Origin of the sequence: Erythrobacter sp. (assembly GCF_030066995.1) — a bacterium.
Classification (GTDB): Bacteria; Pseudomonadota; Alphaproteobacteria; order Sphingomonadales; family Sphingomonadaceae; genus Erythrobacter.
Window position 1 is genome coordinate 437,710 of record NZ_JASJAP010000002.1, and the last position, 23,264, is coordinate 460,973.

27 protein-coding genes and 1 pseudogene are annotated in these 23,264 nt (G+C 65.0%); 7 read left to right on the plus strand and 21 right to left on the minus strand.

Features of this window, described 5'->3' with window-relative positions; translation table 11 throughout:
* Nucleotides 1-53: 53 nt before the first annotated feature.
* Both QNI87_RS08335 and QNI87_RS08340 read right to left on the minus strand, forming a co-directional pair.
* Nucleotides 54-512 carry a hypothetical protein gene (locus QNI87_RS08335; protein WP_300595718.1) on the minus strand — a complete coding sequence of 153 codons (459 nt, stop codon included), beginning with the start codon at nt 510-512 and terminating at the stop codon, nt 54-56.
* Complete coding sequence (locus QNI87_RS08340) at nt 505-1,212, minus strand: EI24 domain-containing protein (RefSeq protein WP_300595719.1); 708 nt, start codon at nt 1,210-1,212, stop codon at nt 505-507. The genes QNI87_RS08335 and QNI87_RS08340 overlap by 8 nt, the downstream gene beginning before the upstream one ends.
* A gap of 115 nt (nt 1,213-1,327) precedes the next feature.
* Here QNI87_RS08340 and QNI87_RS08345 point away from each other — a divergent pair, with 115 nt between their 5' ends.
* Complete coding sequence (locus tag QNI87_RS08345; RefSeq protein WP_300595720.1) at nt 1,328-2,320, plus strand: adenosine kinase; 993 nt, start codon at nt 1,328-1,330, stop codon at nt 2,318-2,320.
* Between the two features lie 19 nt (nt 2,321-2,339).
* On the opposite strand, the gene QNI87_RS08350 is transcribed toward QNI87_RS08345, so the two are convergent.
* A complete protein-coding gene (locus QNI87_RS08350) occupies nt 2,340-2,696 on the minus strand; it encodes a hypothetical protein (RefSeq protein WP_300595721.1) in 357 nt (118 codons plus the stop codon).
* 65 nt (nt 2,697-2,761) lie between these two features.
* Nucleotides 2,762-4,039: a phosphoribosylamine--glycine ligase gene (gene purD, locus QNI87_RS08355; RefSeq protein WP_300595722.1), complete on the minus strand. Its 1,278-nt coding sequence runs from the start codon at nt 4,037-4,039 to the stop codon at nt 2,762-2,764.
* Here purD and xseA point away from each other — a divergent pair.
* The 4 genes from xseA to QNI87_RS08375 are packed head-to-tail and all read left to right on the plus strand — an operon-like array spanning nt 4,038 to nt 7,830.
* Nucleotides 4,038-5,546, plus strand: coding sequence for an exodeoxyribonuclease VII large subunit (gene xseA / locus QNI87_RS08360; RefSeq protein WP_300595723.1), 1,509 nt, complete (start codon nt 4,038-4,040; stop codon nt 5,544-5,546). The genes purD and xseA overlap by 2 nt on opposite strands.
* A gap of 24 nt (nt 5,547-5,570) precedes the next feature.
* Nucleotides 5,571-5,774 carry a DUF2093 domain-containing protein gene (locus QNI87_RS08365; protein WP_300595724.1) on the plus strand — a complete coding sequence of 68 codons (204 nt, stop codon included), beginning with the start codon at nt 5,571-5,573 and terminating at the stop codon, nt 5,772-5,774.
* 50 nt (nt 5,775-5,824) lie between these two features.
* The gene (locus QNI87_RS08370; protein ID WP_300595725.1) at nt 5,825-6,664 is read left to right on the plus strand and encodes a M23 family metallopeptidase; all 840 of its coding nucleotides are present in this window, start codon (nt 5,825-5,827) and stop codon (nt 6,662-6,664) included.
* A 56-nt stretch (nt 6,665-6,720) separates the two neighbouring features.
* Nucleotides 6,721-7,830 carry an esterase-like activity of phytase family protein gene (locus tag QNI87_RS08375; RefSeq protein ID WP_300595726.1) on the plus strand — a complete coding sequence of 370 codons (1,110 nt, stop codon included), beginning with the start codon at nt 6,721-6,723 and terminating at the stop codon, nt 7,828-7,830.
* Between the two features lie 44 nt (nt 7,831-7,874).
* On the opposite strand, the gene rpmB is transcribed toward QNI87_RS08375, so the two are convergent.
* Nucleotides 7,875-8,162: a 50S ribosomal protein L28 gene (gene rpmB, locus QNI87_RS08380; RefSeq protein ID WP_300595727.1), complete on the minus strand. Its 288-nt coding sequence runs from the start codon at nt 8,160-8,162 to the stop codon at nt 7,875-7,877.
* Nucleotides 8,163-8,307: 145 nt separating this feature from the next.
* On the opposite strand from rpmB, the gene QNI87_RS08385 reads away from it, so the two are divergent.
* Entirely contained in the window at nt 8,308-8,778 is a 471-nt protein-coding gene (locus tag QNI87_RS08385; protein ID WP_300595728.1) for a nucleoside deaminase, read from the plus strand.
* A gap of 140 nt (nt 8,779-8,918) precedes the next feature.
* Nucleotides 8,919-9,170: pseudogene (locus QNI87_RS08390) on the plus strand (GIY-YIG nuclease family protein).
* A gap of 95 nt (nt 9,171-9,265) precedes the next feature.
* Here the strand turns inward: QNI87_RS08390 and QNI87_RS08395 are convergent.
* The 16 genes from QNI87_RS08395 to QNI87_RS08470 form a co-directional block, all read right to left on the minus strand.
* Nucleotides 9,266-10,015: an STAS/SEC14 domain-containing protein gene (locus QNI87_RS08395; RefSeq protein ID WP_300595729.1), complete on the minus strand. Its 750-nt coding sequence runs from the start codon at nt 10,013-10,015 to the stop codon at nt 9,266-9,268.
* Between the two features lie 68 nt (nt 10,016-10,083).
* Nucleotides 10,084-10,692: a DUF1826 domain-containing protein gene (locus QNI87_RS08400; RefSeq protein ID WP_300595730.1), complete on the minus strand. Its 609-nt coding sequence runs from the start codon at nt 10,690-10,692 to the stop codon at nt 10,084-10,086.
* A 71-nt stretch (nt 10,693-10,763) separates the two neighbouring features.
* The gene (locus QNI87_RS08405; protein ID WP_300595731.1) at nt 10,764-11,468 is read right to left on the minus strand and encodes a ribonuclease T; all 705 of its coding nucleotides are present in this window, start codon (nt 11,466-11,468) and stop codon (nt 10,764-10,766) included.
* The gene (locus QNI87_RS08410; protein WP_300595732.1) at nt 11,465-11,902 is read right to left on the minus strand and encodes a hypothetical protein; all 438 of its coding nucleotides are present in this window, start codon (nt 11,900-11,902) and stop codon (nt 11,465-11,467) included. Before QNI87_RS08410 ends, QNI87_RS08405 begins: the two co-directional genes overlap by 4 nt.
* Nucleotides 11,903-12,016: 114 nt before the next feature.
* On the minus strand, nt 12,017-12,460 hold the full coding sequence (locus tag QNI87_RS08415; protein WP_300595733.1) for a hypothetical protein: 444 nt from the start codon (nt 12,458-12,460) through the stop codon (nt 12,017-12,019).
* Nucleotides 12,457-13,323, minus strand: a complete 867-nt coding sequence (gene nadC, locus QNI87_RS08420) for a carboxylating nicotinate-nucleotide diphosphorylase (protein ID WP_300595734.1) — start codon at nt 13,321-13,323, stop codon at nt 12,457-12,459. The genes QNI87_RS08415 and nadC overlap by 4 nt, the downstream gene beginning before the upstream one ends.
* A gap of 16 nt (nt 13,324-13,339) precedes the next feature.
* Nucleotides 13,340-13,561 carry a hypothetical protein gene (locus QNI87_RS08425; RefSeq protein WP_300595735.1) on the minus strand — a complete coding sequence of 74 codons (222 nt, stop codon included), beginning with the start codon at nt 13,559-13,561 and terminating at the stop codon, nt 13,340-13,342.
* A gap of 41 nt (nt 13,562-13,602) precedes the next feature.
* Entirely contained in the window at nt 13,603-14,406 is an 804-nt protein-coding gene (locus tag QNI87_RS08430) for a LytTR family transcriptional regulator DNA-binding domain-containing protein (RefSeq protein WP_300595736.1), read from the minus strand.
* Nucleotides 14,407-14,411: 5 nt separating this feature from the next.
* On the minus strand, nt 14,412-15,698 hold the full coding sequence (locus QNI87_RS08435; protein WP_300595783.1) for a histidine kinase: 1,287 nt from the start codon (nt 15,696-15,698) through the stop codon (nt 14,412-14,414).
* 97 nt (nt 15,699-15,795) lie between these two features.
* Nucleotides 15,796-16,818 (minus strand): hypothetical protein, encoded by a 1,023-nt coding sequence (locus QNI87_RS08440; protein ID WP_300595737.1) that lies wholly within the window; start codon nt 16,816-16,818, stop codon nt 15,796-15,798.
* 17 nt (nt 16,819-16,835) lie between these two features.
* The gene (locus QNI87_RS08445; RefSeq protein ID WP_300595738.1) at nt 16,836-17,564 is read right to left on the minus strand and encodes a DsbA family protein; all 729 of its coding nucleotides are present in this window, start codon (nt 17,562-17,564) and stop codon (nt 16,836-16,838) included.
* Between the two features lie 65 nt (nt 17,565-17,629).
* Nucleotides 17,630-19,000, minus strand: coding sequence for a M48 family metalloprotease (locus tag QNI87_RS08450; RefSeq protein WP_300595739.1), 1,371 nt, complete (start codon nt 18,998-19,000; stop codon nt 17,630-17,632).
* Nucleotides 19,001-19,095: 95 nt separating this feature from the next.
* Nucleotides 19,096-20,043 (minus strand): alpha/beta hydrolase, encoded by a 948-nt coding sequence (locus tag QNI87_RS08455; protein WP_300595784.1) that lies wholly within the window; start codon nt 20,041-20,043, stop codon nt 19,096-19,098.
* Between the two features lie 64 nt (nt 20,044-20,107).
* The gene (locus QNI87_RS08460) at nt 20,108-21,868 is read right to left on the minus strand and encodes a hypothetical protein (protein WP_300595785.1); all 1,761 of its coding nucleotides are present in this window, start codon (nt 21,866-21,868) and stop codon (nt 20,108-20,110) included.
* Nucleotides 21,869-21,987: 119 nt separating this feature from the next.
* Nucleotides 21,988-22,440, minus strand: a complete 453-nt coding sequence (locus QNI87_RS08465) for a DUF2141 domain-containing protein (RefSeq protein WP_300595740.1) — start codon at nt 22,438-22,440, stop codon at nt 21,988-21,990.
* Nucleotides 22,437-23,168, minus strand: a complete 732-nt coding sequence (locus tag QNI87_RS08470; RefSeq protein WP_300595741.1) for a sterol desaturase family protein — start codon at nt 23,166-23,168, stop codon at nt 22,437-22,439. The genes QNI87_RS08465 and QNI87_RS08470 overlap by 4 nt, the downstream gene beginning before the upstream one ends.
* Nucleotides 23,169-23,264 lie beyond the last annotated feature (96 nt).

Below are 23,264 nucleotides of genomic sequence, written 5' to 3' on the forward strand. Positions count from 1 at the left end.
GCCGAAGCCATAGCGCACACGTGCTTAAGGCTGGGTTACCGAGGGGGCTGCCCTTACCGTTCGGCCTCAACGTCGCGGATGCAGCGCGCGCGGTCCGTGTCCGATCCATCGCGGCGCGATCGAGCCTCGACATGCGTTGCGACCGGTTCGGCGCCGGGGGAAAGCGGGTAGAGGAAGATATCGAGCACGCAGGCCCGCCCCGTGAATTGCAGCTTGCGCGCGTCGCCTTCGGCAAGGTCGATGCGCGCTGCACCGAAGCGCCGCGTGAGCGCGCTGGCGTTCGCGCCGATGACCGCGTCGAGATCGCCCCCGCGCTGGACCTGAGGGCTGCGAAAGGCGGGCGCGGCGCGGGTCGGGGGCGCGGTTTGCGGCGCAGTGCGGGGAGCTGGCACAGGGTCTGGCACAGGGGCTGATGCGCGCGGCGCTTGGCTGGGCGCCTTGGGCGGAGGGATCAGCCCGGTCGAACAGGCGGACACGCCTAAGGCAGCAAGGAGCGTCAAGGCCTTACGCATGGTTCGCCTCCTTATCTGCCGCCCGTGACAGCGCGCCTTGCGTCAGATGCGTGCCCGCCGCCGCGCCGATCACGGGGGCGAGCAGATTGACGAAGGGCACCAGCATCAGCCCGGCGATGGCTCCGCCCAGCGTCAGGCGGTCGAGCCCCGACACCGGATTGCCGCGCGTATCGCCCTCGCAATGCCTGAGCCACGCCATATCGGTAAGCTCGCGCCCCAACAGCACCGCGTTGACGATCAGGAACACGGCGGCCGGTCCGATCCCAGTGACGAAAAGCACCGCTGCGACCGGGATCGCGAGCGCGTTAAATACCAAGGCGCGCGCCATTCCACGCAACGCGTTGCCAATGTCTTGGTGCAATGGCAGCGGCTTGGCGTGCGTGGCCGCGATTGGATAGTGCCGCGCCTCAACGGCGGCGACAATCTCATCCGCGAACAGCTGCAACACCGCCAGCGCCACGGTGCGAAACAGCAACCACCCCGCGACCAGAGCAAGAACCGCTGCCGTGATGGCCTCGATCCACCCTTCGCCTGACCAGTTCATTTCGGTTCCGATCCAGATCAGGCCCCGGTAAAGGCTCCAGACCAGCCCAGCGAATAGCAGCGCGGTGATCAAGGCCGTCTTCACCAGCACGCGCACGATCGCCGGATCGGAGAGCTGACCGACAGCTTTGGCAAGGGCGGCAAGGACGGTCGTCATAACAAGGAATCTGCGCGAGAGCCCGCATAGGTGTCAAACCGCTTGGCGAGGGCGAGCGGTGCCGCTAGGCGCTTGCCCACATTAATCCTCTTGCACCACTCAGGAAAGACCATCCGTGACAGAACCGCGCTATGACGTCATCGCCATCGGCAACGCCGTGGTCGATGTGATCGCCTCTTGCCCCGAAGATCTGATCGACGAACTCCAGCTCAACCGTGGAGGAATGACGCTGATCGACGAGGCGCGCGCCGACGAACTCTACGACGCGATGCCGCCCGCGCGCGAGGTGTCGGGCGGATCGGCCGCCAACACGCTAGCGGGGCTTTCGACGCTGGGCCTGCAATGCGCCTTTATCGGTCAGGTCGCCGAAGACCAGCTGGGCAAGGTGTTCCGCCACGATATGCGCGCGACGGGTATCGATTTCGACACGCCCGCGCGCAGCGGAGAGCCAGCAACGGGCCGCGTCCTCATCTTCGTGACCCCCGATGGCGAGCGCACGATGAACACCTTCCTGGGGGCCGGGCAATTCCTGCCCGCCGCCGCTCTCGACGAAGATCTGATCGCGAGCGCCGCGATCCTGTACCTCGAAGGCTATCTGTGGGATCCCGAAGAACCGCGCAGCGCCATGCGGCGGGCGATCGAAGTTGCGCGCCGCGCGGGCCGCAAAGTCGCCTTCACCGCGAGCGAGAGCTTCGTGATCGAGCGCCACGGCGACGATTTCCGCGACCTGATTGAGCGCGGGATGATCGACATCCTGTTCGTCAACGAAAGCGAGCTGGCCACGTTGACAGGGCTTGATGATTTTGACGCCGGTTTCGACGCGATCGCGCCCAAAGTGCCCGTCCTTGTCGCCACCCGCTCCGAACGCGGCGCGGTCGCGCACGCGCACGGGACGCGCGCGGTCGTGAGCGCGGAGCCGATCGACCACGTGATCGACACCACGGGGGCGGGCGACCAATTCGCCGCCGGCTTCCTGTCGGGCTACGCCAAGGGCATGGATTTGGAGGAGTGCCTCAAACGCGGCGCCATCGCGGCGGCCGAAGTCATCTCGCATTACGGCCCGCGTCCCGAGGCGGATCTGAAGGCGCTGATTGCCGAGAAGCTCTGAGCGCAATTTGCGCTCCGCATCACGGCGCGGGCTTGTAATCCTCGCGCTGGAGCGAAACCATGTAGCGCGAGACCTTCTCCGCTTCTTCGCGGGTGAGTTCGAACTCCATCAATTCGGGGTAATTGTGCGCGTCGATCAGCCAGTCTGTGAGGCTGTCGCCCGTGAGCCCGGCGCTGTTGGCAATCGCGTCAAAACCCGGCGCTTCGGGATTGGGCGAGAGGAAGGGCGCCTCAACGCCATGGCAATCCCCGCACACGCCCTGAACGAGGTTGGGCACAGGCTGCGCGGCTGACGCGGATTTGGGCGGCGCTGTGTCGTCGCTCTGGCAAGCGGCAAGCAGAGCGGCCGCGGCCGCCAGGGTGATAAAATGTCGCACAGCTATTGCCTCCCTTTGCGGTCCTGCGTCCGTTCGAAGCGCGCAACGCCATCCTAGCACGGATACTAGGCCTGCGCCTCCCGCGCGACTTCCTTCCACCCGATATCGCGCCTGTAGAAGCCGCTGGGAAAGTCGATGCGCTCGACCGCTTCATAGGCCGCCGCCTGCGCCTCGGTCGCGTTTGCGCCGGTGGCGGTGACGTTGAGCACGCGGCCTCCATTGGCGACGAGCGCGCCATCCTCGGCGGCTCTCGTGCCCGCGTGGAAGACTTTGGCCCCATACGCCTCGGCCTCGCCCAATGAAATCGCGCCGCCTCTCTCTGGCGTTCCGGGATAGCCTTTGGCCGCCATCACCACGGTGAGCGCGGTTTCGTCGGAGAAGCGCGTTTCGGCACCGGCCAACTCGCCCTTGGCGCAGGCAAACATGATCTTCGCCAAATCGCTTTCCAGCCGCATCATCAGCACCTGGCATTCGGGATCGCCAAAGCGGCAATTGTATTCGATCAGCTTGGGGCCGTCGGCGGTCAGCATCAACCCGGCGTAGAGCACGCCCGAATAAGGCATGCCGTCCGCGCGCATGGTCGCAACCGTGGGACGGATGATCTCGTCCATCACGCGCGCCTGAAGCGCAGGCGTCAGCACCGGAGCGGGCGAATACGCGCCCATGCCGCCGGTGTTGGGGCCGGTGTCGCCTTCGCTCACCTGCTTGTGGTCCTGCGCGGTGCCGAAAGGCAGGATCGTGGTCCCGTCCGTGATCGCGAAGAAACTCGCCTCCTCGCCTTCGAGAAATTCCTCGATCACGACCTCGGCGCCCGCCTCGCCGAATTGCCCGCCGAACATGTCGGCGAGCGCCGCCTCGGCCTCTTCCAGCGTCTGGGCGATCACGACGCCCTTGCCCGCTGCAAGGCCATCGGCCTTGAGCACATATGGCGCGCTGAACCGGGAGAGCGCCGCGCGCGCCGCTTGCAAGGAGGCGCAGCGGACATAGGCTCCGGTCGGAATCCCCGCGCGTTCGCACAGATCCTTGGTAAAGCCCTTGGAACCTTCCAGCTGGGCGGCGGCCTTTGAGGGCCCGAAAACCGCAATGTCGGCTGCGCGCAGACTGTCGGCGAGCCCATCGACCAACGGGGCCTCGGGGCCGATGACGACGAGGTCGATGCCTTCGTTCTTGCAAAAGGCGATCACGGCGGTGTGATCGCTGGCGTCGAGATCAAACAGCGCGGCAACCTGCGCGATGCCCGGATTTCCGGGGGCGGCGGCCAGCCCGGTGACGCTGGGGGATTGCGCAAGCTTCCACGCCAGCGCATGTTCGCGCCCGCCCGATCCAAGCAGCAGGACATTCATGGCGCGTTCCCCTTCCTCCGGACCCTCTTACGCGAACGACCGTCTCGTAGCCTCGAGCCGGGCTGGCGACAACGCGGAACCCCTCACGATCACCGAGATTTCGCAGGCCCTCAAGCGCACGGTGGAGGACCGCTTTGGCCATGTGCGGCTGCGCGGCGAATTGTCGGGGGTCAAGCGGGCTGCGTCCGGGCACCTCTATTGCGCGCTCAAGGACGAGAAATCGGTGCTCGACGGGGTCATGTGGCGCGGCAACGCGCAGCGACTGGCGTTTGCGCCCGAAGACGGGCTTGAGGTGATCGCGACCGGCAAGCTGACGACCTATGCCGGGCGCTCGAAATATCAGATCGTCATCGACAGCCTCGAGATCGCGGGCGAGGGGGCGTTGCTGGCGCTGCTGGAGAAGACGCGCGCGCGGCTGGCGCAGGAAGGGCTGTTCGATGAGCGGCGCAAACGCGCGCTCCCCTATCTGCCGCGCACGATAGGGGTTGTCACCTCGCCAACCGGATCGGTTATTCGCGATATTCTCCACCGTCTGGCGGATCGCTTCCCCAGTCACGTCATCGTCTGGCCGGTTCTCGTCCAGGGTCAAGGCGCAGCGGAGCAGATTTCACAGGCCATTCAGGGGTTTTCGGATCTTTCGGCGGTCTGTGATCTTTCGGCAGGCGGATCGGTCGTGCGACCCGATGTTGTGATCGTCGCGCGCGGGGGCGGGTCGATCGAGGATCTGTGGAGCTTCAACGAGGAAATCGTCGTGCGTGCGATCGCAGAATGTACCATACCGGTTATTTCGGCGGTGGGGCATGAGACCGACACCACGCTTTGCGATTACGCCGCCGACCGGCGCGCGCCAACGCCCACAGCGGCGGCGGAAATGGCAGTGCCGGTGCGCGCCGATCTTGAAGCGACGCTGGCCGACTTCGCCGCGCGCCAGCGCCGCGCGGTGCACCGTCCGGTGGAGTTGGGGCGTGAGCGTCTGGAGGCGCGGGTGCGCCGGATGCCGCGTCCCGAAGCGCTCTTGCAGCCGCAGGCCCAGCGGCTCGATGAACTTGCTGAAAGGCTGCGCCGCGCCTTGACCCTGCGCGCCGGACGGGGCCGCGAAGAACTGGCCGGAACGGCGGCGCGGCTCTCGCCGGTCGTGCTTCGCCGGGCCGAACGCAGCGCGCGCGACAGGCTGGAGAGGGTTCGGCTGGCTCCCGCTCTCATTCGGCGTCCGATCGAGGAGGCACGCGCGCGGCTCGACGCGCTGGCCCGGCTGGCGAGCCAGTTGCACCCCGAAAAGCCGCTGGAGCGGGGTTACGCCATCGTTCGCGGCGAGGGCGGCGCGGCGGTCACGACCCGCGCCGAGGCCGCCAACCAGGCGCGGCTCGCCCTGCAGTTCAAGGACGGCACCCTCGACGCGGTCCCGCTTTCGGATGGCTCGGCGCAGCGCGTTCAGGCTTCGGTAAAGCCGCGCCGTTCATCCAAGGCCAGGCCGCCCTCTTCAACCCAAGAGGATTTGTTCGGCTAGGCGCTTGATGCTAAGGACACGGCCATGCTGATGAATTCGACCGAGAAGCCTGCGAAGCTCTATTACGGACCTTCCACCTTCCGCGTCTTGCGCCCCGGCCAGCATGTCGTGTGCGCGGTTTCGGGTGAGATCATTCCGCTGGAGGAGCTGCGCTACTGGAGCGCGGAGCTTCAGGAAGCCTATGCGAGCGCCGAAATCGCCACGAAGCGCCTGCTCGCCCAAGGGTGAGGCCGCGCAGGCCAGCCAGCTTCCGGGCAATCGCAAGCGGCGTCGCGGCCTTGGCCCTTCTCGCCGCGTTCAGCGGGTCCGCCCTTCGGGCCGGCGCACCGACAGTCTCCGGTGCGTCCGCCTCGCTCGCCCCGCTGCCCGCCCTCACCTATGACGGCAAACTCACGCAGGGCGGCTATATCCGTGGCAAGGCGCCGCCGGGCGCGGCGAGCGCGGCGCTGGGCGAGCAGAGCCTGGAACTGGCCGAGGACGGGGGTTTCTTCGCCGCGTTTGACCGCGACAGCCCGGACACGCTTGAATTGCGCGTGACGCTCGCCAGCGGCGATATCGCGCGCGAGACGCTCTCCATCACGCCGCGCAAGTGGTTCATTCAGCGCATAAACCTTCCCAAACGCCCCAGCGGCGCAAGCGAAGCATGGTGGAAACGGCGCGAGCCCGAATACAACGCGATTGTCGCTGCGCGCGCGGCAAGGACCGGGGCGCAAGGGTGGCGTCAAGACTTCATCTGGCCGGTAAAGGGCCGCATTTCCGGGATGTTTGGACGCCAGCGCATCTATCGCGGCGAGGCGGGCTCGTATCATTCGGGCATCGATATCGCGCCGGGCAACGGTGTTCCCTTTGTCGCGCCCGCCGATGGCGTCGTGGTGCTGGCCGCGACCGGATTCAGCCTTGAGGGCGGCTTGATCATCATCGATCACGGCGCCGGCCTCAACAGCGCCTTTCTCCACTGCTCCAGGATCGCGGTCGAACAGGGCGAGGCGGTGAGCCAGGGCCAGTATATCGGTAATGTCGGCTCAAGCGGACGCGCAACCGGGCCGCATCTGCACTGGAGCCTCAAATGGAACGACGCGCGGCTCGATCCGCTGCTGTTTACAGGGCCGATGGAGTGATCGGGCGCTGCGACTGATTGACGATCGGCGCGCGTTAGCGGAAGGGCGCGGATGCAATGAAGCGCTTTGTCCTTACACTCTTGCTCGCCGTGGGCCTCGTGCCGGGCACCTGGGTGCGATCCCCGATAACGCAGGGCTTCGAACTCCCGATCCACGCGCGCGCAGTCGACGAGCCGGGAGGGCGGCCCCCGGCCGGATGGACGCTCAAAGGCGTGTGGGAGTACGAGAGCGACGGCCTTTTCTTCGGCGGCTATTCGGCGCTGCTGGATATGGGAGGACCGCGGATGCGCGCGTTTTCGGATCGCGGGGCGTATTTCACGCTGACGCTTCCGGACGCGCCGCCGCGCGCCGTTGTGGCCGGAGCTGCAGGAGCCGCTGGGGCCGCCGAAACCGACGTTCAGGCGCCACAAGCGCTCGGCTATCAGCCGGTCGAGAAGGCCTATCAGACGCTCTTGTGGGACATCGAATCGGCGACGCGCGGTCCCGCGACCGGGCAATACTGGCTCGGCTATGAAAACACGCACGCGATCCATCGCTATACGCGCGCGCACGCGGCGGACGGCGTGCGGGTGATCGAGGACGAAGTGGACTGGCCGCTCAACGCGGGCGCCGAAGCGATGGTGCGCCTTGCCGATGGCCGCTTTCTGGTGGTGCCCGAACGCGGGCGCGAGGCGTTGCTCTACCCGTCCGATCCTGTGACGGGCGCTGCGCCGATTATCATTCCGTACGAGGCCCCTCCTGGAGACTTCGGCGTTACCGAGGTCAAGCAATTGCCCGATGGCCGACTGCTCTTTCTGCTGCGCCGCGTCGTCTGGAGCGTGCCGCCCTTCGAGGCCCGCCTTGCGATCGCCGAGGCGCCCGGCGCCGGGGTCGATGGCGGCGGCGATAGCGGGGGCGATAGCGACACCGCGCTCGCGCTGAGGCCCCGGATCGCGCTCGATCTGACATCGGTTGCGCCGCCTGAGAATTACGAGGCGCTTGCCGTGCGGAAGCGCGAGGACGGCGCGCTCGATATCTGGGTCCTGTCGGACGATAATTTCGCCGCAATGCAGCGCACCCTGCTGGTCAAATTGCGCTTCGACCCGGAGACCGCCGCGCGCGAGGAGCGCAAGAAAAAGACCAGGAAACCGCTCTCAAAACCGGCAAAAGAAAAGGCGCGCGAGTAGAACCCGCACGCCCTTTCATTGGCTTGGAGAGCCCGATGCCTGGCTTAGGCCGAAGCCGCCGCTTTCTTAAGCTCGCGCTTCACCTTGAGCGCGCGCGGGGAAAGCTTTTCATCCTTGGTCTTCAACAGCCAGTTGTCGAGCCCGCCATTGTGCTCCACCGAGCGCAGGCCGTGGGTCGACACGCGGAACTTGAAGCTGCGATCCAGCTTTTCGCTCAGCAGCGTGACGTTCTGAAGGTTGGGCAGGAAGACGCGCTTGGTCTTGTTGTTGGCGTGGCTCACATTGTGGCCCACCTGGCGGCCCTTGCCGGTCAGTTCGCAAATACGCGACATGGTAAATCTCGTTTCTGTTCACAGTGACGGGCGCGCCGCGATGGTCGCGGTCCGATCGATCGGAGGTCCCGGAAAGCGCGCCGCATAGCGGGGCGCCGCGAAAACGTCAATTGATTCGTCGCCGTGCGAGGGTTAGCGCCAGAGCATGACCGCGCGCTCAAGTCCCCGATGGCCGTTGCCTCAACCCATGGCGCTCGCTTTGCAGGCCGCGCGGAAGGCGGGCGAGGCGGGCGAAGTGCCGGTTGGCGCGGTGGTGGTCAAGGGCCATGAGGTGATCGCGGTGGCGGGCAACGCAACGCGCTCTCCCCCCGATCCCACCGGCCACGCCGAAATGCGCGCAATCCGCATGGCGTCTCAAAAACTGGGCGATGACCGGCTGACGGGCTGCGACCTCTACGTGACGCTGGAGCCGTGCGCGATGTGCGCGGGCGCGATCGCCCACGCGCGGCTGGCGCGGCTGTACTACGGGGCAAGCGACCCCAAAGGCGGCGGCGTCGAACATGGGAGCCGGGTGTTCGAGCAGGAGCAATGCCTGCACCGGCCCGAGGTGTACTCAGGCTTGGGCGAAGAGGAAGCGGCGGAGTTGCTGCGGGCGTTTTTCAGGGAGCGGCGGTGAGGGGTGTCTCGTCCGCTTACGACCCCACTAGCGGACATATTTCGTCATTCCCGCGCACGCGGGAATCCATTGAGCTAGGTCCAATGCACAAAGAGTTTCAGCCAACGGTTTACCTGTTGGCATCTGCCTAAAACGGCACGCTGTATCTCGGCGTCAGTTCGCATCTACTCCAGCGCATTGCTCAGCATCGCGACGGTGCATTCGAAGGTTTCTCCAAGAAGTACGATGCGCATCGTCTTGTTTGGTTCGAACAACATGCGACAGTGGAGCAAGCCATCTTGCGCGAGAAGCAGATCAAGTAATGGCGGCGTGCTTGGAAGGTGGATTTGATCGAAGAAGACAACCCAAGATGGCGAGATTTGGCTGAGGACTTTGGATTTGAGCCGTTGTGACAGAGTGGATTCCCACGTGCGCGGGAATGACGACAATGTTAGTGCCCGTTTCCCACCCCTTAGCTGACAGTCCCACAAAACTGCGGCCTCTCGGCTTATCCCTTCAACCACTCCACCGCCTCGTCCTGCTCATCGTCATCGAACGCGCGGATCTCGGGTTTCACAAGCTTACCGAAAAGCTGCGCGGTGCCGCCGATCCAGTCGGGGCCGCCGACGATGGCGTAGCGGTCGATTTCGTTGATGAGGTGCATCTTCGATCGCATCAACCCGAAGTCGAACAACAGGTCCGCCTCGAAACCGTGCCAGCTCTTGATCACCATCATCAGGCTGCGGCATTCCGGCTCTTTCAGCCGCGCTTCGACCATCGCGATCCCGCGCTCGCTTTCGGGGGCGTCGAGCCGACCGGCGAGTTCGAAGGCCGCGATGGCGGGATTGCCCAGATCCAGCTCGCGAAAGGCTCCGGTGTGCGGCGCTTCGGCTGATTCCATCACCCACGCGCGCGCCGCGTCCGCTTCATCCTCGTCGTAGACCGCGTATGTCACGCCGGGCAGCATCGCGCTCTCGATCCGCGCGGCGGTGCGGATCCATTCCTCGTCCGAGACCACCGCGATCCGATCGAGGCCATAAACCCACTTGAGGAAGCTTGGGATATGCCCGAGTTCAACGGTGACAGCCGACAAGGTGAAGCCCTGGAGGGATGTGAGATCGATGAGGAGGTTGCCGCCTCCACCCGCCTCGTTGCGCTCTTTTGCGAAGCCGGCGAGGCGCTGCGCGTCGTCCTGACGGAACTCGGCGATGACGACGATCCGGTGGGCGGTGGCGGAGATTTGTTCGATATCGATCATGGCGAGGCTTCTACCACACTCGCCGCGCCCGGTCATTTGATCTGGGGCAAAGGCGAGGTCGTCAGGGTTTAGCCCGCCGCGTCGCGCACCGGGTCCAGCACCAGCAGCAAGCGCTTCTCGCCCGTGTCCGCGATCGGCGGGGAGCGGTGGATGGCGGGGTGTGTGGTCCACATTCGGCCTTTGAACAGACCGACATCGCCTGCCTTAAGGGTGCGAATGTGGTGAGGTTCTTCATCGCGCGCGACCCGCGCCGCGTCCTCGGCATCCAGCCATTGCGTGCCGGTGCCGACATAGGTCGTGATCAGCCGCGCTTTCACATAGTCGGCGTGGAACTTGCGGCACGAATTGGTGGTGACAATCGCCAGCCGCACGCTCACCGCGTCGATTTCCATCACCGCTGCGTAACGCTCGGCAAGCGCGGCGATATCCGCGATGAGAGCCGCGCGCGCAGGGGTCGCCGGATAGCCCGCCGCGCCGAGCTGGGCCGTGAGGCGCGCACCAAGCTCCGACAGCGTGGCGGCAAAGCGCACATCGTCGAGCGGCGATGCGAGCAGCGTGTCGAACGCCGGAGCCCCAGACCGCTCCCAGATCGCCAGATTGCACGCCTCGTCGCGGATCGCGTCAAGAACGCTGTGGTCGGTCGATCGCTGCGCGCTGGGGGATAGAAGAGTGGTCATCGGATTGGCTCAATGAGACATCATCTCATTAGGCGGCAATCGGTTCCCAGGCAAGGGAGCGATGGGGCGACCTAGAGTCCGCGCCAGATCCTCGCCCGCGCGCCGTCGCGCGCGCCATAGCGCCGATCATCGCAGCGCGTGGGGCGGAAGCGTTTGGAATAGCACAGGCGCAGCTCCTGCAGCCATCCGCGTTCGTTGAGCTTCACCCCGACCGCGCTGGCCGGGAGGCCGGGATTGGCTTCGGCGAAGGCGCGGCGGATGCGGCCGGCGGTAAGACCCTCTTCGCGGCTGATGCGGTCGTATTCCGGGATCCGCAGGCTCTCCCACAAGATCTGCGTGACGCCAAAATACGTCTCCGGCCTTTTGGTCATGCAACTGCCGTGCTTGGCCCATTGGCGCGCGATCAGGCGAGCGCTTGGCATCATGCACAGCCGCTTGCGCAGCTCTGCAGGCGTGAGCGGGTTCTCCTGCCGACACCATTGCGGCCAGGTGCGCGTGCCTTGCGGCCAAAGCCCGTGCACGACCAGGCCAAACCGCCCGTTCTCGCCCGAACACTGCACCCGGTGCGCGGGCGCGCTTTCGCGCGGCTTGCAGAATTCCGGGCTCCAACTGAGCGCGAGCGTGTAGCCGGTGATCGGAACGCGGCGCGGCTTGCTGTCAGCGGCAATCTGCGGGACGCTGGAAACGCGCGGCGCGCGGCATTGATAGGCCTGGGCGTGGGCTGTGGCCGGCAGCGCGAGAAGCGCCAGCGTCCACGCAAACCGCCGAGGTCTCATTCGAAGGTGGAGATATCGGCCGCCGGGTCGCCCTTGCTGTCGAACCATGCGCGGGCATCGGGCCGGAAGAGGAAATAGATGGCCACAAGCTGCATCGCGGTGATCACAAGTGTGACGACGAGGGAGACGGTCGGCATGGTTGCGAGCGAGGATGGGAGCATGGCCAATCCAAGTGCGGTCAAAGCCACCAAGATCCATTTCGCGATTTTGCTCGCCCGGCGCGCGATGAAGAACCAGATGAGCAGCGAAATCCCCCAGCCAATCGCGGCGGTGCCCAGAACGAATCCGAGGCTCGCAAAGCCCATCTCCGCGACCACCGGATCGGCTTGCAATTCAGCCATCACGCTATCGTAGGACGCTATGAAATTGCCGATGCCAAGGGCCAGGGATCCGAGATAAATCCGGCTGAAATTGACAATCGATTGTGGTTGCATGGTGATCCCCTTTGTTTCCCACCCTTCATACGGACCCGACGGGTTCGGCGCCACGAGAAACGATGCTCTTCCCGCGACTTTTTGCGCATTCGAGCGCCCTTGTCGCGGGCGCGTCTACTCAAAGGCTTCGACGCCGCTGGGCGCCTCGTCCCTGCGCAGCCATTGATTGGCCGACGGGGTAAAAAGAAGGGCGTTTGCCCCCGCGATGATAAGCGTCTTTGCGACGCCCATTGCATCGGGCGGATCGGACCCTTCGGCGAGAACACGGATCAGGCTCGCGCACGCCAGGAAGGTGAAGAGCGTTACCAGCGTACGCGCAAATCCGGCTCGCCAGATCCAGATCGCGGCGACCGGAATGCACACGATCGTGAAACGCGCCGACAACGCGACGATCACCCAGTCGCGGTTCCAGGGAAGCTGCGGAAGAGCGTTGGCAAAGTCGAAGAGCCAGTCATCGAGGTGGGCCAGGCTCGTGATAAGAGTGTGCAGCCCGACGGCGAGAATGAGAACCGCGAAAGCGTGGATGGACCAAGGGCGCGCGCGAATTCGCTCAATCACAGCGGCGTGAAATCCAGCCCGATATCGGCGGCTGGCGCGCTTTGGGTGAGGCGGCCGACCGAGCAATAGTCGACCCCGCTGGCCGCCTTGTCGGCGATGGTGTCGAGATTGATCCCGCCGCTTGCCTCGGTCCTGGCGCGCTCGCCGATCATCGCCACTGCCTGTGTGAGCGTCGCGGGGTCCATATTGTCGAGCAGCAGGTGGTGCGCGCCCGCTTCCAAGGCGGGTTCGATCTGATCGAGCCGGTCGACCTCGCAGATGATCGGTTTGACGCCCGCCGCCGCCGCGCGCTCGACCGCCGCGCCCACGCTTCCCGCCACGGCAACATGGTTGTCCTTGATCATCGCTGCGTCCCACAGGCCCATGCGGTGGTTCTCGCCCCCGCCCATGCGCACCGCGTATTTTTCGAGCGCGCGCAGTCCGGGCAGGGTCTTGCGCGTATCGAGGAGCGTGCAGGTCGCGCTGCCGACCCGCATGGCGGCGACGTAATCGCGCGTCAGGGTGGCGATGCCGGAGAGGTGCTGCACGATGTTGAGCGCGCTGCGCTCCGCAGTCAGCAGCGCGCGCGCGTTGCCGACCATGCGCATAAGGTCGGTGCCGGGCGTGACGCTGTCGCCGTCAGATACAAGCGCTTCGATCTCGACGTCCGGATCGAGCTGGCGAAAAAAAGCCTCGGCGAGCGGCAAGCCCGCAACCACAACGGCGTCGCGGCTGTCCATGACGCCCGAGAAGCGCGCCTTGGCGGGGATGACGCTTTCGGAGGTGACATCGCGCCCGCCGCCCTCCAGGCCTACGCCCAGATCTTCATCGAGGGTTTCGCGGATGAAGCGGTCAAGGTCAAAGCCGGGCAGGGTGAGCGTCATGGCCTGCGGGCGGGCGCTAGCTTGTCAAATCAAGGCGACGTTCGAGCTTCTCAAGCCTTGTGAGAATGGATGCGATCGAGCTGTCTTGCGCCAACTCACCTTGCATGAAAGCGGAGAGATGGCCCTTTATGGCGCGCAGCTCTGCTGACGCCTCCTGTTGATGAGAGCCGATCCTGTCGATTTTCTCATCGAGTTTGCGCAGGTATCGCAGGACAATGCTGTCTGGTTCGTCGCTCATGCAATCTCTTTAACACCTGTTTGGTGTGAGAGAAATGAATATCAATGCACGAAGCGCGCCACCACGTCGCGATAGCTGCGCGACACCTTCACTTCCTGTCCGCTGTCGAGCACCAGGAAGCATTCGCCGTTGGTGTGCGGTTTCACCTGGCGGACCTGATCGAGATTGACGATGGTCGAGCGGTGCACGCGCTGGAACTTGCGCGGATCGAGCCGGCGTTCCAGATCTTTCATCGTCTCGCGCAGGATCAGCGAATTGTCGGCGGTGCGGATGCACATATAGTCGCCCGCGGCCTCGATGTGCTCGATCGAATCGACCTCGACGCGGAAAATCTGTCCGCGGTCCTTCACGTTGATGAGCTTCTCGAAGCGATCCGCGCTTTCGCTTTCGCCATCGGCACCGCTGATCGCAGCGGCCCGGTCGGGCGCCACCTCGTTGAGCACATTCATCAGCTTGTCCGCCTCTTCGGTGGACTTTTTCGCGGCCAGGCGCTGGCGCACCCGCTCGACCGTATCGGCGAGCTTGTCTGCGTCGACCGGCTTCATGAGGTAATTGACTGCGTTGGCTTCGAAGGCGCGAATGGCGTGTTCTTCGTAGGCCGTGACGAAGACGAACAGGGGCGGTTCGATCTCCATCACGCCCTTGACCACCGAAAAGCCGTCAAAACCGGGCATCTGGATGTCGAGGAAGACCAGATCGGGTTTCTCGGTCTTGATCTTGCGGATCGCCTCGCGTCCGTTGGAGCATGTGTCGATTATCTCGACGTCCTCGAACGCCTCCAGGCGCAGTTGAAGCCCTTGAATGGCCAGTTTTTCGTCGTCAACAAGGATAGTGCGGATAGTCATATGGTCTAGGATCCCAAGGCTGGGTGAGGATTGAATGCGGCGCCCTCGCGCGCCGAAGCGGCTTCGGGTGCGCTGATGGGTGCGGCGTGCGCGTCAGGCTGAGCGCTCATTTCTGAACCCGCGCTGACGGTTTCGTCCAGTTGAGCAATTTCGCGCGCCGAAACGAAGGGTATCTCGATCAGGACCGTGAATCCCCCGCCCGGCGGAGAGCGTGTTTCAAACAGATGGCTATCGCCATAGGCTTGTACAAGGCGGTTGCGGGTGTTGGCGAGGCCAACCCCGGTGGAAGAGGACGTGTAAGCGGGCGCGCGCGCCCTGATCGCTTCGGTGGTGAGTTCGGTGCCAAAGCCCGTATCAGGTCCGGCACCAGGCCCGGCACCAGGTCCGGTGTCTTCGACGCGCAGGCGCAGCCGCTCGCCGATCACCCGTGCGCTGACCGAGATGCTCGCGCCTTCTTCGCTCGTCCCGACCGCGTATTTGATCGAGTTTTCGATTAGGGGTTGAAGCAGCATCGAGGGCAGCTGCGCGCTCAGAGCCAGCTCGTCGATCTCGAAATGGGTGCGCAGGCGGTCTTCAAACCGCATCCGCTCGATATCCAGATAGAGCTGAAGCGTCTCGATCTCCTGTTCGAGCGTCACCTGACTGCCCGGCTCGGTAATCAGCGTGTGGCGCAGGAAGCTCGACAGCCGGGTTAGCATCGCGTTGGCGGGTTCGGTCTGCTTGAGCAGCACCAGTGTGCTGATCGAATTGAGGGTGTTGAACAGGAAGTGGGGGTTGAGCTGGTAACGCAGCATGGCAAGCTGCGCGGCGGTGGTTTGCGCTTCAAGCCGCTCCAGTCGATCGGCCTGCTGCTCCACCGTCAGAAAGAAATTGATCGCGTAATAGAGCGCGCTCCAACCCCCTAGAAGGGTAAGTGGAATATACGAAACACCGATGAAGCGCTGAGCAAAGCCCGCATCGCGTGTGTCGCCGGAGTAGATGCTTTGAGCCCAAACATCGATCGAGCCGTGCACGACGACCGCTCCCGCCAGCACAAGCGCGGTAATACCCCACGTAAACAGCGGCTTGCGACCGATCAACTGCCGGTAGATCACCGAGAGCACCAGGCTGATCGAGAACCCGGTTATCATCGTCACGAGGATCAGGAGCAGGTAATTGAGTGGCAGCCCGTTAGTAAACGCGGTTACCGCTCGCAGCAAAAAGGCCCCGCCCCAACCCGCTAGCTGGAGGTTCCAGAACGCCCGGTTCTTGCTGGCGAAAAACGGCGCCGGCTGAATCGGAAGCATGGGCAGGGTTTGAGCCATAGCGGAGCAATGTAGCCGATTTTAGCCGTTTTGGCAGGGGGCTTTGCCGCGCGCAAAAGGCGCTCGGGCGCTGATGGGTCCGAACCTATTCACGCGCTGCGACGGCCAGCCCCTTGGCGGGATCGATCTCGCGCCGGAAATGCACCGACCAGTCGGCCTCGCCCTCGCGCTCCATCAGGGTGCGCACGAGCGCGGCTTCGCGCGCGATCCGCTCCGCGCGCTCGTCCCAGCCCTCATAGGCGAGGCTGCGGGTGAGAATGGTGCGGCCATGCTTCCTGCCCCAGCGTTCCATGAAGCGCGCCGCCGCCTCGGGCTCGTAGCCTGCATTGGCGAGCAGCCAGGGCATCAGCCGGTCGGCCTCGCGCTCGGTCAGGCGGATATGCCGACGCGTGCGCTTGTTGCGTTCCAGCCAGACACGGTGGCTGAGCAGGTTGTGGGCCAGTTCGTGCGCGAGGACCCCGGCAAACTCCTCGTCCTCGTCCCAGCCGAAGGCCGCAAAGCGTGTGCCGATCACCACCCGCGACCCGTCGGCGACGGCGGTCTTGCTGTCGCTGAGCAGCTCGAAGCGGGTGGCGCATACGGGCACCGGCTCGACGCGTTCGACCGCGCCGTTCGAGAAAGTGAAGGCGAGCGAAGCGCCCCGCGCCAGAGCCTGGTCGATCCAATCGTGCGCTTTGGTGAGGCGTTCCCAGTCCATCCGCTCACCCGCCGGCCAGCCATTGGGATCGGTCTCGCCCAGCCGCACGATCTCGCGGTTGCGTGGGAAGGCCCCCGAACGGGCGGACGGCGATTGCGCGGCGGCGGTCTGAACCGCAAACGCGCCCTTCAGGCCCAGCGCGGCTTTGGCGATATCGGGCCGGCCATAGCTGGCCGTGTCCTGCAATTGCAGGCCGATCGAAGGGAGAACCGTTTCGCAAAACGGCGCGTTGCCGCGCACCAATCGCCAGCCGATATCCTGCAGGCGCTGGTCGAGATCCTGGAACTGGCCGATTGCGGCGCGCTCGGCGGCAAGATCGACGCCGTCTGTGGTTTTCGTTGCCGCGCTGGCCGACGCGGCGCCCAGCGCCGTCAGAGCCAGACCGGCTGCGTAAGCGAGAGGCAGGCGCATGATCGGTTGCTCGCCTCTCAGCTTTCGGCCTGTGGCCCCGCCTTTTCGAGCGCCTCGGTGAGGCCTTCATAGCCCACCGCGCCATCCAGCGCCCGGTCGCCCGTGACCCAGGCGGGTGTGCCGGTGAAACCGATCTGGCGGGCCAGCGCCTGGTTGCGGGCAAGCTCGGCGGTGACCGCCTCGCTCACCGCATCGGCCTTCGCGCGTTCCAAATCGAGGCCAACCTGTTCGGCGGCTTGCAACACAGTTTCCGGCGTGGCGGGCCCCAGCGCAAACATGCGTTCGTGGAACGCGCGATATTTGCCCTGACGCGCCGCGGCGAGCGCCATGCGCGAGGCAAGGGCGCTGCCTTCGAAGATCGGCCATTCGCGCACCACCACCTTGAGATCGGGATTGTCTGCGACAAGGCGCACGACGTCCTTGAGGCTCGCTTCGCAATACGGGCAGTTGTAATCGGTGAATTCGACCAGAACCCTCGATCCTTGCGGGTTGCCCAGGACGGCCCCCGGAAACGCCTCGAACACCGCATCGCCCGCATCGGCGAGGCGCTTGGCGGTCTCCCGCGCGCGCAGCTCTTCGGCCATTTCGGGCAGCATTTCGGGGTTGTCCATCAGGAAAGCGCGGGTCCGGGTGTCGGCAAGACCCGAAACCGACCAGAGCGCCGCGCCCAGAAAGCCGAAGACGAGCGCGGTGAGAGCGGTCATGATCGCGTAATAGGCGCCGGGGGAGGATCGGGTCTCAGTCATTATTCGAGTGGCCTAGCGGGCGACGCTGGGAGGCGCCAGTAGCATTGCAAGGTACAACGAGGCGGTCAGCGACGGTCGCGCAGCCGCTCCAGAGCGGAGCGCGCTTCAAGGGCGATGTCCTGCGCGCGGATCCAGTCGGGCGAGCCGCGCGGGAGGGCCGCTTCCGCCGCCAACGCGTTTTGCAGGGCTTCGGGATAGGAGCGCCGCATCACCAGCTGCTCGGCGCTGGCGAGCTTTGCGCGCGGGATGTCGCCACGCGCCGCGTAGACAACACCCAGCTGATACCAGGCAAAGGGATTGAAGCGATCGCGCGCGACGGCGGCGCGCAGCACACGCTCGGCCTCGTCATAATTGGATTCGTCCTCGGTCGCGATCAGCGCGTGGCCGAACATGGATGCGATCAGCGGGTTGTTGCGCGTCATGCGCGTCGCGCGGCGCAGCGGGATGAGCGCTTCCTCGACCCGGCCCGATTCCAGCAAGATCTGCCCCTGCAATTCAAGGTAGTATGGATTGTCCGGATCGCTGGCGAGCAGCGTGTCCGCCGCCGCCAGAGCTTCCGCGATCAGCGCGTCCTTGTGATAGGCGTAGGCGCGTGCGTAGTGCCCGGCCAGCGTGGTGTCGCTTTCGGGGTAGAGGCGCAGCGTCAGAGCGGGCTCGGCGATATAACCGAACAGCTTGGCGCGCACCTGCAAGAACCGCTCCTGCAGGTCCGGATCTTCGGGCGCATCCCAGGCGGGGTCTTTTTCAAGAAGCTCGCGCAGGGTCGCGACCCGGTCCCCTGAAAGCGGGTGCGTGCGGCCATACGCGGCCTCGTCCGCTTGGCTGTAGCCGCGCCGGATCTCGAAATTGCGCAAGCGTTCGAAGAATTTGAGCATGCCGCGCCCCGAAATCCCCGCGCCAGACAGATAGCGCGCGCCGGCAAGGTCGGTGGCCGCTTCCTGATTGCGATTGAAGCTGAGAAAATTGGCAACGCCAGCTTGCATGCCCAGGCCAAACAGGCTCATGCCCGCCTCGGCCGGTGCTCCGGCGAGGACGGAGGCGGCGCCCGCCAGCAGCGAGAGCAGCGTCATGCTCTGCATTCCCGCCGTGCGTTCCTCGAACCGCACGACGTGCCCGGCGGTGATGTGCCCCAGCTCGTGCGCGAGCACGCCCTGCACTTCGTTCGCGGTCTCGGCGGCGTTGATGAGCCCGGAATGGACATAGACTACTTGGCCGCCCGCAACGAAGGCGTTGATCGAGCTGTCGTTGATCAGCACGACTTCGACATTGCCCGGCTCAAGCTCGCTGGCCTCGACCAGCGGCGCGATCATGTCGTCGAGCAGCGCCTCGGTCTCGGCGTCGCGCAAGCGCGATTGCGCGCTGGCCGGTGCAAGCGCGAAAACGAAGGTCGCGACAAGCGCGAGCAGCACACTGGGCAGCGAACGGATGGGGCGCATGGCCGGTGTGTAGCGCTTCCTGGCCTGAACTTAAACTGAAAGCGTGCCGCGTTGTCGCCGTGCGTTTTTCTCAGGGCGCGGCGGAGCGCGCGTTCCTAAGCGCGCGGCGATCGCGCGGCGTTTCCGGCAAACGCGCTGATGGTCGCCGCCAGATCGCGCCGCTTGCGCCAGGGCGAGGCAAGGGAAATCAGCGGATCGTTGTGGTTCATGTCGGGAAAGAGCCGCAAGGTCGCCGCGCCCCCGGCCGTCTCGATCAGCGCGGCCAGCTCACGCGAATTGCGCGGGCGCACCAGCGTGTCTTTCTCGCCGTGGATCAGCAGAGCCGGCGCGGCGTCTGCGCGAACGTGATTGAAGACCTGCGTTGCTTCGGGATCGGGCGCGTTGCCAAAGGCTGCGATCGTGGATTCGCTGTCGAACGGGTAGAAATCATACGGACCCGAAAGCCCGATGACACCGCGCAGCGCGTTGGCGCCCAGCTCATCCAGCCACCGACAATCGAGCGCGCTCATCACGACATTGTAGGCGCCCGCCGAATGCCCCATCACGACGATCCGGTCGGGGTCGCCGCCATATCGAGCGATCGTCTCACGGGTCCAGCCGATGGCACGAGCGGTATCCTCGATCATGGCCGGGTAGGCGCCGTCGGATCCGCCGTCTTTTACCAGACGGTATCCTGCCAGGACCACAACGAACCCTTGTGGTACAAAGGCGCGAGCGATGAAGCCGTAATCTTCGGGATCGCCCGAGCGCCAGCTGCCGCCATGCGCAAAGAGCAGGACCGGAAGGCCCATGTTCGCGTTGGGGCCCGGGTCGGGGTGCGAGTCCGGGTCTACCACGGCGTCGCTCGGTCCCCACACGATGAGTTTTTGCGCGGGATGATCGCCGGTGGAAATCCGCGCCAGCCGGATCACGCCTCGCGTGTTTCCGGTCAGATAGTCAACCGCATTGAGAACCGCCGGCCCGTTGCGCGCGATGGCAAGCTGCAGGGCCACGCCGCCGAAAGCGAAGACTATGACAAAGGAGCCCAGCGTCCACAGGATCATACGCAAACTCGGGAAACCTCTGGCAAAAAGCGCTTGCCGGAGGCCCTAGCGAGGAAAGCCGCGCCTAGCCAACCAGTTTGCGCGCCGCCCGCTCGATCATCGCGGTGTCGTCGGCAATTTCGCCGACCACGTCGATCTCTCCCTCGCCGCCACGGCGGACCATGACCAGGGAAAATTCGGGCCCGTCCTTGGCAAGCGCTTCGAGCGTCAGGGCTTCGAGTTCGCGCAGCTTTTGCGCCAGAGCGGCGCGGATGGTGTGCTCGGGCTCGACGGTCTTGCCGGCCTCTTCGCGGCGCAGTCGGCGCTCGGCGTTGACCACGCCCTTGAGGCCGCCCTCGGCCTCTTTGAGAAAGTCAGCCAGCGCGCCGCGCTCCAGTTCGAGGCGATGCGCGTGATTGAGCACGGCTGCGTATTCGGTGAGACGCGTCTTGTCGTAATCGCTGCCGAAGACGAGCTTGACGACCGGGGTCATCGGCGCGCGATCCTGCACGGTCAGGCCGCTGTCCTCGATCAGCCTTTCGTACTCCTCGGAGGCGTCTTGCGCGGCGAGCGAGAAATCGTAGGCGCGACCGACCGCCGCGTAGAGCGCCTGCCGGCTGCGGTCTTCCGACGCGCGCGCGGTGCGAGCGAGCTCGCGCGCCGAGGCGAGGCAATCGAGCAAGCCGGCGTCCTCGGGCAGGTCTTCAGCGATGTCGGCCGCCCCGTCTTCAGCCAGCACGTTTTCAGCGGCCCCGTCTTCAGCCAGCACGTCGTCATCTGCTGGCGTGGGGGGTTCGAGCGTGATCGGAGGCGCAGCGGGCTGCGCCGGATCGGGCTCGGGCGCTTCGGGGACGCTGTAGTCCGACGGGTCGAACTTGTCCGCGTCGAGATCGACGGCCTTCTTGGCGGGCGCTTCGATGTAATCGGACAGCGAGGCAAAGTTGTACGAGATCCCATCGTCCTCTTCATCTTCGAGGTCCGCGTCGGGATCATCGAGCGCGTATTGACCAAAATCAGGCGATGGGAGGTCGCTTTTGGCCCCGTCCGTCGCCGCGTCGCTCAATTCATTGTCGGACGCGTTGAATTCGGCGACGTTGTCGCTTTCGAGTTCGGCGTTGAGCTCCAGAGCGTCGTCCTCCTCGCCCGCTTCGTGCGCCGGGGAATCGGCCCAATCGGCGATGGGATCGGCGTGATGGCGAGCCGGGCTTGGAGCGCCGCCTTCCTCATCGGCTTCGAGCGCCTGGTCGATTTCAAGCAGAAGCTCGTCGGCGGTGGCCGCGTCGGCCATCTCCTTCCAGTTGATCACGCCGTAGATGAAATCGATGCTTTCATCGTCGCTCGAAAAGGGGAGCAGGATGCCGCGATACAGGATCGAGACGCCGCGCTGGTTCACGAATTCGGCCTCGAATCCGATCGGCGCCTGGTTCGCCATGATTTGCAGGTAGTGATCGGTGATGCGGCTCAAAAGCGAGCGCGCGGGTACATCCGAAAGGCGTTCGATCGGCATCGGCGCGCCGCATTCATCGGCGAGGGTCGAGCCGAGATATTGCACGACCGGGTCTTCGATGCCGGCGGAAAAATCGAGCAGCACCGAATGCGGCCCAAAGTCGGGCAGATGCTCGGGTTCGAGGTCTTCGATGGAGGGAAAGGTGCGGTCGCCCAGCAGGCTGGCCCAATGGTTGTACGCGCGCACTTGCATGCGGCGCTCATCCTGGCCGATGGAGGCGGGAGGCAGGTCTCGCGATCCCCCTTCGGCCTCGTTTTCCTCGCCCAGGTCATGGATGTCTTCGAAGTCGGGACGATCTTCGTTTCCGTCCGAACCGAATGCCCCGCGCAGCGTGTCCATGGCCATCTTTGCCCCTTCTTAGCGTGTGTGGGAAAGAGCTTTCGCGCGACGTGGTAAACATAGCGTTAAGCTGCGCCGGGATTGTCGCAGGTTTCGCCGTTATTCCGGCGGGATGTGTCCTACAGAAAGTAGCGCATCGCGATGGTAAGCTGCTGATCTTCGCCCTTGTGTTCGAACACGGCGTCTTCGAACTTGGGCGGCGCCATGCGCACCGGAGCATCGCGCGAGAAGCCATAGCCCTCCTTGGGCATCATGCCGAGGACGCGATTGGCTTTGCCATCGTCGTTTTCATCGTGGAGCACGGCGATCCCGTAGGAACCTGGCTTGACCCCGGAAAACCGGATTGTGACGGTCTCGCCAGCCGGAACCCTGACGCGCAGCGCCTCGGGGTCTTTCTTGCATCTCGGGAACGAGTCCTGATCGGCCGAGAGGCAGGCGCGCACCACGCCCTTGGAGGACCGGATATCGGTAACCGTCACCACCACCTCGCCGGCCGCCGCCGGACTGGCCGCCAAGAGCGTGGGCGCCCACAGCGCCGCCGCGCCAAGTCCTTGGCCGGAAAGGCGCTTCACGCCCGAACTCCTTGCGCGCTGCGGCGATGCGCCTCGGCGTCGGCCACAATCCGCAAGGACAGCCCCCGATCGGTCCCGCACACCCGGTCCCAGAAACGGAAATAGAGGCCGTAATTGCATCGATATTCCTCGTGATGCCGCTCGTGATGGCTGGCGGTTATCAGCCAACCGCCCAATCGCGAATGAACGAGCCAGCGCGGAAATATCTCCCAACCCATGTGGTTGGTCACGCCCATCACGCTCGCCACGATCAGCACGACGCCGAGCATGGCGATATGGATCGGCACGAAAAAGACAAGGATCGGGATGACGATCGCCCCGCTCGCCGCTTCGATCGGATGAAAGCTCATCGCGGTCCAGACCGTGGGCGGGCGGCTGGCGTGATGCACCGCGTGGGCGAGGCGAAACAGGCGCGGTCGGTGCATGGCGCGGTGGCTCCAATAGAACCAGCTGTCCTGAACAACCAGGTAGAGAAACACCGAGAGCGGCAGGTACCAGAGCGAATGGGCGCTCCAGTCGCTGTAGATCTGTGTCCAGCCGTGATGCCGCCAGCCCCAGATGATGAGACCGGTCGGCGCGCCGTAAATAAGCGCGGCGAGCATCGACCAGCGGATTTCGCGCGCAATCTGCACTCCCAGGCCTGCGTAGAGGCCTGGACGTCTGCGTTGCGTGGCAAAGGCAAAAACGCCGCTCGTCAGAAAATAGCGCGCTGCAACCATCGCTGTCATCGCCGCGCCTCCGGCAAGGGCCGCGAGCCAAATGGGGGTTTCCCCCGGTATCACTGCCGCTTCTCCCTCACCGCGCCGGGTATGGAGCGTGTTCGC